This window comes from Haemophilus sp. HN_Hi16 (assembly GCF_049823435.1).
Taxonomy (GTDB): domain Bacteria; phylum Pseudomonadota; class Gammaproteobacteria; order Enterobacterales; family Pasteurellaceae; genus Haemophilus; species Haemophilus influenzae_D.
Map to the genome: position 1 here is coordinate 499,756 of NZ_CP187500.1, position 13,362 is coordinate 513,117.

Sequence of the window (13,362 nt, forward strand, 5' to 3'; positions counted from 1 at the left end):
AAAGATTATAACAAAATCTGACTTATAAAGTGGGTTTCTAACAAAAAGAATTTTGGCAAATGAAGTGATAATGGCTAGAATAACGAAAAATTTTATTAAATTGCACAAAATATTGAATTATGTCCACGAAAAATAATTTTATTTTCCCCACCTATGTTCAAATGTATCCTTATTCTAAGGATCGCCCTTTTCTCAAACAAGTGCGGGAAAAATTACGCTATTATGGCTATAAATGGTTGTATCAAAAGCAATGTAACCAATTAGTGGATTTTCTTAATAAAGAAACGCAATGGCAGCCTTTATTTACACAAGATTATTATCGTATAAATACAATTTTGACTACTTTTTGCGATAAACGCTTTTCTGCTGCAGAACGTTTAACGGCGATTACGGAGAATTTACGTTTGGCAGAAGAAAAAATAGGGCGTTTGCTTTGCCAACAATTATTAGATCAACAACATATCGTGCTAACCCAATTAACAGAGGATTTGCGTTTATCTTTGAGTATCAATCATATCGATCCCTTTGAGGGATATTTTTCTATTAATATTCGCAATCAAAATAACGAACGAGTATATGATGCGTCTTTCACTTTTTTAAGCCCGAATAAATTGCTTATCGCCTCAATTCAAGGCCCCTCAAGTGGTAATGCTCAAGAGCTTATAAAACAAGCAACAAAAGCATTGCACGGTATGCGTCCAATGTTTATGTTGGTTAATGCGTTCAAAATGCTTGCTGAAAAATGGCAATGTGAGTTAGTGGGGATTCCGCACAAAGCACAAGGAAAATATCGTCTTTCTGCACGCAGTAAGATTTTGTTTAATTACGATGAATTTTGGCAAGAAAACCAAGGGGAATATCGCCATAATTATTGGCAATTACCTTTGGATATTGAACGCAAACAGTTAGAAGATATTGCAAGTAAAAAACGTTCTATGTATCGTAAACGTTATGAAATGCTAGACCAAATGGCATTGGATATTCAGCAACTCTAACGAAGAACGTGCGGTAAAAAAGTGCGGTCAAAACTTGATATAAAAGTCTTTAGTCAATTCAATAAACGCTTCAGTGTATTGATTGTCCTTATCATAAATTACCAATTGATCTTGCATTAAAACTTGGGGTTGTTTGGCAAAGGTAAGTAGCATTCTTTGTGGCGTTTTTCCTATTTTTGTAATAACATTCGTCTGTTTTATACAAAAAAGTGCGGTGGATTTTATGAGCGTTTTCCCCGCATTATAAGGCAAAACAAAACTTATTCTCCCATTTTCCGATAAGCGTGTGGCAGCCCATTCTAACCAATTTAAATGGCTTTGCTTGGTATAACGAGCCAATGCTCTTTCTTCATTTTTGCAAGCAATACCTTGTTCAAAATAAGGTGGATTTGCCACAATTAAATCAAAGGTTTGTTCAGTGGTTTGTAAAAAATGTTGTATATCCGCTTGAATAAGTTGAATGCGATTTTTCCACACCGAATTATTGATGTTTTCTTGTGCTTGTTTTGCTGCAATGGGATCGAGTTCAACCGCTTGAATTTGACAGTTTCCTTCAGTTCGTTGTGCTAACATTAAAGCCAATAATCCTGTGCCACTGCCCATATCTAAAATATTTTTACAATGTTTTACATCAGCCCAAGCACCTAACAAAATGCCATCAGTGCCGACTTTCATGGCACAAGAATCTTGATTGATATGGAATTGTTTAAAGGTAAATCCGTTCATAAATTTTTCGTAAATTGACCGCACTTTCAGGTATAATCCCCACTAATTTTAACAAAGAACCGCACAATAATGAATTTATCCCAATTTGAACAATTTGATCTTTCTCCTGAGCTTTTAAAAGCACTTGAGAAAAAAGGTTATTCCCGCCCAACAGCTATTCAAATGGAAGCCATTCCTGCCGCAATGGAAGCGCGTGATGTATTAGGCTCTGCACCAACGGGAACTGGGAAAACTGCTGCTTTTTTATTACCTGCGCTACAACATTTATTGGATTATCCACGCCGTAAACCGGGCTCTCCGCGTATTTTGGTATTAACACCAACCCGTGAATTGGCAATGCAAGTGGCAGAACAAGCGGAAGAGTTAGCGCAGTTCACTCATTTAAATATTGCGACAATTACAGGTGGCGTGGCGTATCAAAATCACGGTGATGTGTTCAATACCAATCAAGATTTGGTGGTGGCTACGCCTGGTCGTTTATTGCAATACATTAAGGAAGAAAATTTTGATTGCCGTTCCGTTGAAATGCTTATTTTTGACGAAGCCGATAGAATGTTACAAATGGGATTTGGGCAAGATGCAGAAAAAATTGCGGCTGAAACCCGTTGGCGAAAACAAACCTTGTTGTTTTCTGCAACCTTAGAAGGAGAATTATTGGTCGATTTTGCAGAGCGTTTATTGAGTGATCCTGTGAAAGTAGATGCGGAACCAAGTCGCCGCGAAAGAAAAAAAATCAACCAATGGTATTACCATGCAGACAGCAATGAACACAAAATCAAATTGCTCGCGCGTTTTATTGAAACTGAAGAAGTGACGCGTGGAATTGTGTTTGTTCGTCGTCGTGAAGATGCACGAGAACTTTCTGAAACATTGCGTAAACGAGGCATTCGTTCTGCGTATTTAGAGGGCGAAATGGCACAAACTCAACGTAACAATGCCATTGATAAGTTGAAATCAGGTATTGTGACGGTACTAGTTGCAACCGATGTGGCTGCACGTGGTATTGATATTGACGATGTAAGCCACGTTATGAATTTTGATTTGCCCTATAGTGCGGATACTTATTTACATCGAATTGGACGTACCGCGCGAGCAGGTAAAAAAGGCACGGCAGTCTCTTTTGTCGAAGCTCATGATTATAAGTTACTAGGTAAAATCAAACGCTATACCGAGGAAATTTTAAAGGCGCGCATTTTAGAGGGTTTAGAACCTCGTACTAAGCCACCAAAAGATGGCGAAGTGAAATCGGTAAGCAAAAAACAAAAGGCACGTATTAAAGAAAAACGTGAAGAAAAGAAAAAAACAGAGGCAAAGAAAAAAGTAAAATTGCGTCATAAGGATACGAAAAATATCGGCAAACGACGCAAGCCAAGTAGCAGTAATATTTAATTAGGTATGATTTAAATTCTGTTTTATATCACACTAGCAATGTGGATTTCTTGTATTTGTATTGACTAAATTACGCATTAATAAAGCGTAATTTAAGTTAATATCTTGTGGCACATTTAAAAACACAAAATGCCCATCACCTAGTGCGGCATTAACTGCTTCATTTTTACGATTTAGCATTTTTTCAATTTTGAAATTAATATTGCCTTGTGGCGTCATCATTTCTACCTTGTCGCCAAGTAAGAATTTGTTTTTTACTGCCACTTCTGCCATACCTTGTTCGTTACGTTTACCCGTAAATTCACCGACAAATTGCTGACGATCAGAAATAGAATAGCCGTATTCGTAGTTTTGGTATTCATCATGCGTATGACGACGTAAGAAACCTTCGGTATAACCACGGTGTGCAAGGGATTCTAACGTATCCATTAAATTTTCATCAAATGGTTTGCCTGCGGCTGCATCATCAATTGCCTTGCGGTAAACTTGAGCAGTTCTTGCACAATAATAAAATGATTTTGTACGGCCTTCGATTTTTAAAGAATGCACACCAAGTGTGGTCAATTTTTCCACATGTTGTACGGCACGTAGATCTTTTGAATTCATAAAGTAGGTGCCGTGTTCATCTTCAAACGCCGTCATTTGTTCGTCAGGCTTTTGTGATTCGGTATAAAGGAAAACTTTATCTGTTACTGCACCTTCGCCTAAAGTTGGAGCTACATTTTTGACTTCAATTTGTTGAGCAGGATCGATTTTTGGCACAATGTTGCCCACTTCATCGGTGGTGCCTTCTTCCATTTTGTATTCCCAACGGCAAGCATTAGTACAAGTGCCTTGGTTTGGATCGCGTTTGTTGATATAGCCAGAAAGCAAGCAACGACCAGAATACGCCATACATAATGCACCATGTACGAAAATTTCGAGTTCAATATCTGGCACTTGTTGGCGAATTTCAGCAATTTCATCTATTGAAAGTTCGCGCGATAAAATCACACGAGTTAATCCCATTTGTTTCCAGAATTTTACCGTTGCCCAGTTTACCGCATTGGCTTGCACAGAAAGATGAATATCAATATTAGGGAAATTTTCACGCACCAACATAATTAAGCCTGGATCAGACATAATTAAAGCATCTGGTTTCATATCGATGACAGGTTGTAAATCTTTAATAAAAGTTTTGAGTTTGGAATTATGGGGCGCAATGTTTACCACTACATAGAATTTTTTGCCAAGGGAATGGGCTTCATCGATCCCGATTTTCAAATTGGCGTGATTAAATTCATTATTGCGTACACGTAAGCTATAACGAGGTTGTCCTGCATAAACCGCATCAGCACCATAAGCAAACGCATAGCGCATATTTTTAAGAGAGCCTGCAGGGGAAAGTAATTCTGGTTTGAATTGGGTTGTCATAATATTCTCTTTTGTCTGATTTCAGGTCAGGGATTTACTCAAGGTAAATCGTTAGGTGGGGTATTGTAGAGAAAATATTTGGCTTGTAAAGGAAAGTGCGGTTAAATTCTTAGTAGAATTTTATGTAAAATTTAACCGCTTAATAGATTGTATTTAATTCCTCAAATCTTAGGATAGTAATTTATCTTTCGTTTCTGAAATAAACCATAATCCAACCAAGCTCAACACAGCGTTTAGGGTTAAATAAATCCCCACACCTTTTAAGCCGTAGTGAGCATTCAGCGGTAAGGCAATGATTGCTGCAACACTTGCCCCGAATAAACCTGCAATATTATAGGTTAAAGAAGCACCTGAATAGCGGGCGTGAGTAGGGAAGAGTTCAGGTAAAAAACTCGCTAATGGCCCATAGCCCATTCCAATTAAGCCCATACCGATGATTAAAAACCAAAACAGACTAGCAGTTGTACCGTTTTCGAGAAATAACGGTAAGGATAAACTAAAAATCGCAACGCCAACAGTTGTCCAAATTAACCAAGTTCTTCGTCCGATTTTATCGATATATTTACCCGAAGCGGCAATCGTTATTGCCAAAGAAACCGCACTTGCCATCAATAAAGCGGTGAAAATTTGTGGTGAAAATCCTAATCCCATTGCATAACCAGCTTCTGATACTGTTGGGGCAGATTTTGCATAAATTTGGCTAAAGGCAATCATAATATAGAACAGCACATAGCCTGCGATGCAAACCAACATTCCTAAGAAAAACGGCTTAAAATGAGTAGTGACAACTTCCAACATTGGTAAGCGTTTTGGTTGGGGTTTGTTGAGTGCGGCGAGGAAAATCGGGGCTTCAGTTAGTTTTAGGCGAACATATAAGCCAATTGCCACTAAGATAACGGAAGATAAAAACGGTATCCTCCACGCCCATTCCGCCATAGCTTCTTGCCCGAAAATTGCCGTAATGCCTAAGAATACGCTATTTGCTAACAACAAGCCAAGCGGTGCCCCTAATTGTGGGAAAGTGCCATACCAACCTCGTTTACCTTCGGGAGCATTTTCGACCGCAACTAACGCTGCACCGCCCCACTCTCCGCCTAAACCGATACCTTGCCCGATGCGACACAAACAGAGCAAAATTGTCGCCCAAATACCGATGCTGTCATAGGTTGGCAACAAACCAATAACCACAGTGGAAACGCCCATCAACAGCAAGCTCATCACAAAGGTATTTTTCCGCCCGAAACGGTCACCGAAATGCCCGAACAATATTGCTCCCAAAGGACGAGCAATAAAAGTGAGTGCTAAAGTGGAAAGTGCCGCAATCTGCCCTGAAAGTGGATCTGCGGCATGGAAGAATTGATGGTTAAATACCAATACCGCTGCCATTGCGTAAATGTAGTTATCGAAATATTCAATTGCTGTGCCGACCATCGTTGCCGTCGCAACCTGTTTTAGACTATTTTGCGTATTCATCGCTTGCCTCCCGTAATGCTTTTGTTGCTGCTTTAACATTTTCTGCTTGGCTGATGGCTGTAATTACTGCCACACCGTCCGCACCAAATTCTCGTAAGGTTTTAACGTGAGCTAACTTCACTCCACCAATTGCCACAAGCGGTTTAGTTATGCCCGCATTTCGCAAAGTTTGAATAAACGCCATTCCTAGCGTTGGCTTCGGATTCTCTTTTGATTGCGTTGGAAAAATCGGGCCAATTCCAAAATAATCAATTTCCGCTAAATTTTCCCCAATATTCGCCTCATCTAAACGATTCACCGACCAACCAATAATCAGCGGTTTATCTGTTTTAGCTCGAATCTCTTGCACTGGCATGTCGCTTTGCCCAACGTGAATACCATCCGCCTCGATTTCCAATGCTAAATCAACATTATCATCCACAATAAACGGTACGCCATATTCACGGCACAAATCACGACAATTAATCGCCAATTCCTTCTGTACTGAAGGCGTATGTTCTAACGAAAATTTGCCTTTATCCCGAAATTGAAAGCAGGTAATCCCGCCTTCTAACGCTTGTTTTAGCACGAATAATAAATTTTCTGACAAGTTCTCGCCCAAATGACGGCAATCTTGCGTGCCTGCCACAAAGTAAAGCGGTAAGATTTTTTGAATATTTTTCATCTTTCAATCCTTAAAGGCGACTGTAAGCCCAATGATTTGTCGGTCCGTGTCCTTGACCAATATTCAACGGGTGAGAAATCGCAGCGGTAATAAAATTTTTCGCTGTTTTTACCGCACTTTGCAACGGTTCACCTTTCGCCAATTCAGCGGTTAAACAGGCAGAAAAGGTGCAGCCTGTGCCGTGCGTATGAGGCGTATCAAAACGTGGACTTTGCAAAGCGAAATATTCGCCGTTTTGTAAAAGGATCCAATCTTGGCACAGCTCACTTTGCGAATTGAGCGAATGTCCACCCTTAATAATCACATTCTTCGCTCCCTGTTTTTGCAAGGCTTTTGCGGCTTGTTGAATACTGGTGTCGTCCACAATCGCAATCCCCGTTAACGCTTCCGTTTCGGGAATGTTCGGTGTAATCACGTCTGCCAACAGCAGCAATTTTTGGCTTAACGCACTCACCGCTTGCTGTTGCAATAACGGTGCCCCACCTTTGGCGATCATCACTGGGTCTAGCACCAGCGTGCCGAATGGTTTATCAGCAAGAAAATCGGCCACGCATTCAATAATTTCTGCATTGCCTAACATACCAATTTTGCAACTTGCAATCTGGAAATCATTTTTGACCGCTTCCAGTTGCGCTTGAATTGTTTTCAGTGGAATAGGGTGAATATCAAATACGCCAAGTGTGTTTTGTGCCGTAACTGCTGTAATTACGGATGTACCAAACACGCCGCGCATTTGGAAGGTTTTAAGATCCGCTTGAATGCCTGCACCACCGCCACTGTCTGACCCTGCGATGGTTAAAACTTGTTTCACATTACTCATTAATGCGCCCTCTTTGTCCAATGGTTTCAGGGGAAAGTGCAGCAAGCTCGTCCAACAAACGGATTTGGAACTGTCCCACTTGTGTGGTTAAGCCTTGCGCCGCACACTCGCCTGCAATGGTGTATGCTACACAGGCTTCTAATGTCGCAGAAAAATAATTCCCTTCACTTACCGCTAAAAAAGCCGCACACACGGCACTCAACAGACACCCCGAAGCCGTGACTTTCGGGAACAATGGCGTGCCGTTGTGAATGGTCGCAGTTTGTGTGCCATCGCTGACAATATCCACCACTCCGCTAATCAACACCGTACAGCCATGGCGTTGAGCCACTTTCTCGGCAACGGCTTTTAAATCCACTTCGCCTTGCCCTGCATCTACACCTTTTGCCTGCCATGCTTCTCCTGCAATCGCAGCCAGTTCACCTGCATTGCCACGAATCAGAGCAAATTTTACCTCGGCTAAAAGCTCACGAATGGTCTCACGGCGATAGCTCGTTGCCCCCACACCAACAGGATCTAACACCACAGGAATCCCAACCGCATTCGCGGTTTTGCCCGCTAATAACATCGCCTCTCGCTCCTTTCCAATCAGCGTGCCGATATTAATGACCAACGCTTGACTGATTTTCGGTACTTCCTGCATTTCTTCGACATTCGCCGACATCAATGGCGAAGCCCCCAATGCTAACAAGCCATTGGCACTAAAATTCGCTGCCACAATGTTGGTGATGTTATGAATGAGCGGATTCTGCTCACGGATTTTGGATAGATAGATGGATTTCATTTTGTCTCCTGTTGTTAAGCCAAATCCAACCCCATTTGCCAGAACGCAATTTCCATTCTGGTTGCGGTGGTGAAAATCTGTTGAATCTCGGCAAGTTGGCTTGGGTTTAGCGGTTTGCAAAGTGCGGTAAGAAAATCAACGGTTTCTTGGGCGGATTGTTGAAATTCCTCGCTCGCATAGGTATCAATCCACGTTTGATAAGGATTGCTTGGTAGTTTTGGATAATTTTCTGTGATGTAGCGGGCGACTTGTGCGTAACCCAAAGCACAAGGGGTCACGGCTGCATAAAGCTCAGCTAAACCGCCCGTCATGCCGCAATCAAGCAAATAGCGGGTATAAGCAATACAAGCGGCACTTTCTTGAGTAGCAAAAATCTCTTGTTCGCTAATGCCCCATTGGCGGCAATAATTTAAATGTAGTTGAATTTCTTGGCAAAGAATCTCTAAGGTTTTGCGAGGAATTTCCATTTCCGCAAAATTTTTTGCTTTATATACACCCAAAGCAAAGGCTCGACTATAGTGGAACAGATAGAGGTAATCCTGCTTCAAATAGTGTTGAAAACAAGCTTTTGGCAGCGTACCTTTTGCGAGCTGTTGCACAAATTCATGCTCAACATATTGCTTCCAATAAGGTTGCGCTTGCTGAATTAGTTGGTTGATCATCATTTTCCCTTACTGTAATTCGACAGCATAGTCTTTCAATTCAAGTGCTTTTGGAATCAAGCCTTTTTGATGCATAAATTCCGCCATTTGTTGATAACGTTTGGCATCCAATTGACGAGGTTTATTGGCTAAGAAGGGGAGCGTGTCTTTCCACGCTAGTTGGTTTAATGGCGTGTTGAGTTCATTCGGTTTATAGCTGACAAAGGCTTGCCATGCGTCATTTGGGTTGTTTTGTAGGTAGGTTGTAGCTTGTTCAAGTGCGGTTAAAAAAGCGGAAATTTTTTTAGAGGCAATATTGTTTTTGTTCGCTACTAAAATCAATTCATCATAAGCAGGCACGCCATATTGTTCAGGGAAGAATGCGATACCTTCTTGCTTTTCTAAAGCAAGCTGATTGAGTTCAAAATTACGAAATGCACCAATCACAGCATCCACTTGTCCAGTTAAAAGGGAGGGCGAAAGGGACCAATTTACATTCACTAATTCCACATCTTTATTGCTTAAACCAATAGAATGAAGCATTGTCTCAAGCAATCCATCTTCAAAACCGCTGACAGAATACCCCACTTTTTTACCTTTTAAATCAGCAAGGGTTTTCAAATTACTCTTTTTTAGCACCACTACGCTATTTAATGGATTTGAAATCAGTGAACCCACTCGTACTAAGGGTAAGCCTTCTGCCACTTGTTGATAAAGCTGAGGCTGATAACTCACGGCTAAATCAACTTTTCCTGCCGCCGCTAATTTCGGCGGTAATGCTGGATCAGCAGGTTCAATAATATTAACCTCAAGGTTATTTTTCTCAAAAAAACCTTTCTGCTGTGCCACAATGATGGCTGCGTGATCGGGGTTTACATACCAATCTAGCATTACGCTGATTTTCTCTTTTGCAAAGCTAGGAAGCGTGAGCATTAGCCCCATTACAAAGCTGAAATAACGGATGACTGTCTTCATTTTTTTCTCCTTTAATGAAAAGTTAAACAGACCAAATAAAACGATGTAATAGCCTATCAATACTGAAATATAAACAGAGTGAAATTGACACTAAAATTAGTAAGGCAGCAAACATTAAATCGACTTGCATTCGGGCATTGGCGTGAATCATCAAATACCCCAACCCTTCAGACGAACCTACCCATTCGCCCACCACCGCACCAATCGGGGCAACCGAAACGGCAATACGCAAGCCCGAAGCAAAAGCAGGTAAAGCCGCAGGTAATCGCACTTTAAGTAATAAACGCAAGGGGGAAATGTTAAAGGTTTTCGCCAGATCGAGCCACGCTTGTGGGGTGTTGCGTAGTCCATCATAACAAGCTGCCGTGACGGGGAAGTAGATAATCAGCACCGACATCACAATTTTGGATGCCATTCCATAGCCAAACCACAACACCAACAACGGTGCGATAGCAAACACAGGAATCGCTTGCGAAATGACCAAAATCGGCAATAACACGGCAGAAATTTGACGAGAAAATGAGAGCAACAACGCCGAAATCAACCCAAACAGAAAGCCTAACAACAGTCCTAAGCAGATTTCTAACAACGTGACTTGCGTATGTTGCCAAAGCAGCTCAGCGTGTGTGAACAACTGCTGCCCTACAGCTTGCGGTGAGGGAAAAATGTAGTGTGGGAAGCTGCCCAAGGTTGCAACCATTTGCCAGAGCATCAACAACACACCTACAATTAAAAGCGGTTTAAGTAGGCGAATTTTCATTGTTCGCCCCCTAATTCTCTCAATAATTGCTGCTGCAACGCCCATAAATTGGCTTGATGCAACTCACGCGGGGCGTTACCTTCGGGCAAAATTACCGCCGATAATGCTGTTTGATGAGTTTCAGGCGAACGCAGTACAAAAATACGATGGCTTAGTCGCAACGCCTCTTGCGGATCGTGGGTTACGAGCAGCACTGATTTATCTTCGAGCAGTTCAAGGGCTAAATCTTGAAGTTGATGGCGACTGATGGCATCAAGAGCGGAAAAAGGCTCATCTAGCAAAATCAAATCTGCCTCTTGCATTAAGGTGCGTGCCAAGGCAACCCGCTGTTTTTGCCCGCCTGAAAGTTGCGAACAAGGCTTGTGCCAATGTGCTGCCATTCCCACTTTTTCAAGCAACATTTTAGCTTTTTCAGTGGTTTTTGCAGATTTTCGCCCAAATAAGACCGCTTGCAATTGCACGTTATCGACAATTGATAGCCACGGATAAAGCGTCTCTTTTTGAGGCAACCACGCAATACGAATTGTCGGTTCAACTAGGATTTTCCCCTGCACCACGCCTTGCGTTTCAATGCCCGCCAGTAGTCGCAAAAGTGTCGATTTTCCCACGCCTGAACTGCCCAACAAGCTTACCCATTCGTTCGGCAACAGGGTTAAATTAAGATGCTCAAATAACGTTTGCCCATTAAATGCAAGACTCAAATCTTGAATACGCACCATCGCTCGCCTCAATGATTAAAGGGAATGCGTAATAAAAAAGAAAGGATAAGAAATGGAATGAAAAGAAAATGGATTTATTGGCATATTAGTTTCCTACGTCAGTGCTAACTGTTTCAGGTTCACGGGTATCATCTCAGCCTTTCGGCACCCCGACTAAAAGTGGGAAAAATTCTATACTGTAATGAAAAATAAAACAAGGCTGAATTTTATTGGCTTTGGTTTATGATTTTTTAGAAAAACTAAATTTATAAAAAATGCCTTTCCTATTTATGAACAGAAAGGCATTTTTATTGAATGAATTTCAGTGCTTTTTATTACTACAACATAATATATCGCAGAAATTAACCGCACTTTTTTATCTAAATGATTATTTTACGCGAGAGACGTATTCGCCAGAGCGGGTATCAACTCTGATTACTTCGCCGATTTGAACGAAAAGAGGTACTTTTACTACTGCACCAGTGCTTAATGTTGCGGGTTTACCGCCAGTGCCTGCGGTATCGCCTTTTAAGCCTGGGTCTGTATCGACGATTTCTAATTCAACAAAGTTTGGTGGAGTAACAGTAATTGGCGCGCCATTCCATAAAGTCACGATACAATCTGCTTGGTCTAATAACCATTTTTCTGCATCGCCTACAGCTTTTGCATCTGCAGAGTACTGTTCAAATGTTTCTGGGTGCATGAAATACCAAAACGCATCGTCTTTGTATGAATAAGTTAAGTTAAGATCCATAACATCAGCCGCTTCAACTGAGGTGCCAGATTTAAAGTTTACGTCTAATACTTTGCCTGAAATTAATTTACGAATACGAGTACGAGTGAATGCTTGACCTTTACCTGGTTTTACAAATTCATTTTCAACGATTACACAAGGCTCGCCGTCTTGCATAAATTTTAGACCCGGTTTGAAATCACTGGTAGTATATGTGGCCATATTTGAAATATCCTAAAAATGAGAGATGGTTTGAAAAGTGCGTATTTTAACCCAAGAACCCGTCATTAGAGAAGAACAAAATTGGCTCACAATTCTAAAAAATGCCATTTCAGATCCTAAATTATTGCTAAAAGCCTTAAATTTACCAGAAGATGATTTTGAGCAATCTATTGCTGCGCGGAAACTTTTTTCGCTCCGCGTGCCACAACCTTTTATTGATAAAATGGAAAAAGGCAATCCGCAAGATCCCCTTTTCTTGCAAGTGATGTGCTCTGATTTAGAATTTGTGCAAGCGGAGGGATTTAGTACAGATCCCTTAGAAGAAAAAAATGCCAATGCGGTGCCAAATATTCTTCATAAATATAGAAATCGCTTGCTCTTTATGGCAAAAGGCGGTTGTGCAGTAAATTGTCGTTATTGTTTTCGCCGACATTTTCCTTACGATGAAAATCCAGGAAATAAAAAAAGCTGGCAGCTGGCATTAGATTACATTGCAGCACATTCTGAAATTGAAGAAGTGATTTTTTCAGGTGGCGATCCTTTAATGGCGAAAGATCACGAATTAGCGTGGCTAATAAAACATTTGGAAAACATACCGCACTTACAACGTTTGCGTATTCACACCCGTTTGCCTGTTGTCATTCCGCAACGAATTACTGATGAATTTTGCACTTTATTAGCAGAAACTCCTTTGCAAAAAGTGATGGTGACACACATTAATCATCCGAATGAAATTGATCAAATTTTTACTAATGCGATGCAAAAATTAAACGCCGTGAATGTCACGCTTTTGAATCAATCCGTTTTACTAAAAGGCGTGAATGATGATGCACAAATTCTAAAAATATTGAGTGATAAACTTTTCCAAACAGGCATTTTGCCTTATTACTTGCATTTGCTGGATAAAGTGCAAGGGGCGAGCCATTTTCTGATTAGCGATATTGAAGCTATGCAAATCTATAAAACCTTGCAATCTCTGACTTCTGGCTATCTTGTTCCTAAACTTGCACGAGAAATTGCGGGCGAGCCAAATAAGACTTTATACGCAGAATAAGATCCGATAAAATAC

The 13,362-nt window shown here is 41.0% G+C and carries 14 protein-coding genes and 1 riboswitch; of the genes, 3 read left to right on the forward strand and 11 right to left on the reverse strand.

What is annotated here, in order from left to right; genetic code table 11:
* Positions 1-119 precede the first annotated feature (119 nt).
* Complete coding sequence (locus tag ACPT9C_RS02490) at positions 120-995, forward strand: VirK/YbjX family protein (RefSeq protein WP_050948812.1); 876 nt, start codon at positions 120-122, stop codon at positions 993-995.
* A gap of 27 nt (positions 996-1,022) precedes the next feature.
* Here ACPT9C_RS02490 and ACPT9C_RS02495 read toward each other — a convergent pair whose 3' ends face one another.
* Positions 1,023-1,721, reverse strand: a complete 699-nt coding sequence (locus ACPT9C_RS02495) for a tRNA1(Val) (adenine(37)-N6)-methyltransferase (protein ID WP_050948813.1) — start codon at positions 1,719-1,721, stop codon at positions 1,023-1,025.
* Between the two features lie 69 nt (positions 1,722-1,790).
* Here ACPT9C_RS02495 and srmB point away from each other — a divergent pair, with 69 nt between their 5' ends.
* Positions 1,791-3,110, forward strand: a complete 1,320-nt coding sequence (gene srmB / locus ACPT9C_RS02500) for an ATP-dependent RNA helicase SrmB (protein WP_050948814.1) — start codon at positions 1,791-1,793, stop codon at positions 3,108-3,110.
* A gap of 33 nt (positions 3,111-3,143) precedes the next feature.
* On the opposite strand, the gene yegQ is transcribed toward srmB, so the two are convergent.
* The 10 genes from yegQ to efp form a co-directional block, all read right to left on the reverse strand.
* Entirely contained in the window at positions 3,144-4,523 is a 1,380-nt protein-coding gene (yegQ, locus tag ACPT9C_RS02505) for a tRNA 5-hydroxyuridine modification protein YegQ (protein ID WP_050948815.1), read from the reverse strand.
* A gap of 168 nt (positions 4,524-4,691) precedes the next feature.
* Entirely contained in the window at positions 4,692-5,996 is a 1,305-nt protein-coding gene (locus tag ACPT9C_RS02510) for an MFS transporter (RefSeq protein ID WP_118879887.1), read from the reverse strand.
* The gene (gene thiE / locus ACPT9C_RS02515; protein ID WP_050948817.1) at positions 5,980-6,660 is read right to left on the reverse strand and encodes a thiamine phosphate synthase; all 681 of its coding nucleotides are present in this window, start codon (positions 6,658-6,660) and stop codon (positions 5,980-5,982) included. Before thiE ends, ACPT9C_RS02510 begins: the two co-directional genes overlap by 17 nt.
* A gap of 10 nt (positions 6,661-6,670) precedes the next feature.
* On the reverse strand, positions 6,671-7,480 hold the full coding sequence (thiD, locus tag ACPT9C_RS02520) for a bifunctional hydroxymethylpyrimidine kinase/phosphomethylpyrimidine kinase (protein ID WP_050948818.1): 810 nt from the start codon (positions 7,478-7,480) through the stop codon (positions 6,671-6,673).
* A complete protein-coding gene (gene thiM / locus ACPT9C_RS02525; protein ID WP_050948819.1) occupies positions 7,473-8,264 on the reverse strand; it encodes a hydroxyethylthiazole kinase in 792 nt (263 codons plus the stop codon). The genes thiD and thiM overlap by 8 nt, the downstream gene beginning before the upstream one ends.
* Positions 8,265-8,278: 14 nt before the next feature.
* A complete protein-coding gene (tenA, locus tag ACPT9C_RS02530) occupies positions 8,279-8,926 on the reverse strand; it encodes a thiaminase II (RefSeq protein WP_050948820.1) in 648 nt (215 codons plus the stop codon).
* A gap of 9 nt (positions 8,927-8,935) precedes the next feature.
* Complete coding sequence (locus tag ACPT9C_RS02535) at positions 8,936-9,880, reverse strand: ABC transporter substrate-binding protein (protein ID WP_050948821.1); 945 nt, start codon at positions 9,878-9,880, stop codon at positions 8,936-8,938.
* 22 nt (positions 9,881-9,902) lie between these two features.
* Positions 9,903-10,640 carry an ABC transporter permease gene (locus ACPT9C_RS02540; RefSeq protein ID WP_050948822.1) on the reverse strand — a complete coding sequence of 246 codons (738 nt, stop codon included), beginning with the start codon at positions 10,638-10,640 and terminating at the stop codon, positions 9,903-9,905.
* Positions 10,637-11,359 (reverse strand): ABC transporter ATP-binding protein, encoded by a 723-nt coding sequence (locus ACPT9C_RS02545; RefSeq protein WP_050948823.1) that lies wholly within the window; start codon positions 11,357-11,359, stop codon positions 10,637-10,639. Before ACPT9C_RS02545 ends, ACPT9C_RS02540 begins: the two co-directional genes overlap by 4 nt.
* A 73-nt stretch (positions 11,360-11,432) precedes the next feature.
* A riboswitch (TPP riboswitch) is annotated at positions 11,433-11,521 on the reverse strand.
* Between the two features lie 205 nt (positions 11,522-11,726).
* Positions 11,727-12,293: an elongation factor P gene (gene efp, locus ACPT9C_RS02550; RefSeq protein WP_005544066.1), complete on the reverse strand. Its 567-nt coding sequence runs from the start codon at positions 12,291-12,293 to the stop codon at positions 11,727-11,729.
* Between the two features lie 37 nt (positions 12,294-12,330).
* Between efp and epmB the strand changes: the two genes are divergently transcribed.
* The gene (epmB, locus tag ACPT9C_RS02555) at positions 12,331-13,347 is read left to right on the forward strand and encodes an EF-P beta-lysylation protein EpmB (protein ID WP_050948824.1); all 1,017 of its coding nucleotides are present in this window, start codon (positions 12,331-12,333) and stop codon (positions 13,345-13,347) included.
* Positions 13,348-13,362 lie beyond the last annotated feature (15 nt).

What these genes read in the sequence shown, in the direction of transcription:
- ACPT9C_RS02490 (WP_050948812.1), top strand. Translation starts at nt 120, where the DNA reads ATGTCCACGAAAAATAATTTTATTTTCCCCACCTATGTTCAAATGTAT.
- ACPT9C_RS02495 (WP_050948813.1), bottom strand. Translation starts at nt 1,721, where the DNA reads ATGAACGGATTTACCTTTAAACAATTCCATATCAATCAAGATTCTTGT.
- srmB (WP_050948814.1), top strand. Translation starts at nt 1,791, where the DNA reads ATGAATTTATCCCAATTTGAACAATTTGATCTTTCTCCTGAGCTTTTA.
- yegQ (WP_050948815.1), bottom strand. Translation starts at nt 4,523, where the DNA reads ATGACAACCCAATTCAAACCAGAATTACTTTCCCCTGCAGGCTCTCTT.
- ACPT9C_RS02510 (WP_118879887.1), bottom strand. Translation starts at nt 5,996, where the DNA reads ATGAATACGCAAAATAGTCTAAAACAGGTTGCGACGGCAACGATGGTC.
- thiE (WP_050948817.1), bottom strand. Translation starts at nt 6,660, where the DNA reads ATGAAAAATATTCAAAAAATCTTACCGCTTTACTTTGTGGCAGGCACG.
- thiD (WP_050948818.1), bottom strand. Translation starts at nt 7,480, where the DNA reads ATGAGTAATGTGAAACAAGTTTTAACCATCGCAGGGTCAGACAGTGGC.
- thiM (WP_050948819.1), bottom strand. Translation starts at nt 8,264, where the DNA reads ATGAAATCCATCTATCTATCCAAAATCCGTGAGCAGAATCCGCTCATT.
- tenA (WP_050948820.1), bottom strand. Translation starts at nt 8,926, where the DNA reads ATGATCAACCAACTAATTCAGCAAGCGCAACCTTATTGGAAGCAATAT.
- ACPT9C_RS02535 (WP_050948821.1), bottom strand. Translation starts at nt 9,880, where the DNA reads ATGAAGACAGTCATCCGTTATTTCAGCTTTGTAATGGGGCTAATGCTC.
- ACPT9C_RS02540 (WP_050948822.1), bottom strand. Translation starts at nt 10,640, where the DNA reads ATGAAAATTCGCCTACTTAAACCGCTTTTAATTGTAGGTGTGTTGTTG.
- ACPT9C_RS02545 (WP_050948823.1), bottom strand. Translation starts at nt 11,359, where the DNA reads ATGGTGCGTATTCAAGATTTGAGTCTTGCATTTAATGGGCAAACGTTA.
- efp (WP_005544066.1), bottom strand. Translation starts at nt 12,293, where the DNA reads ATGGCCACATATACTACCAGTGATTTCAAACCGGGTCTAAAATTTATG.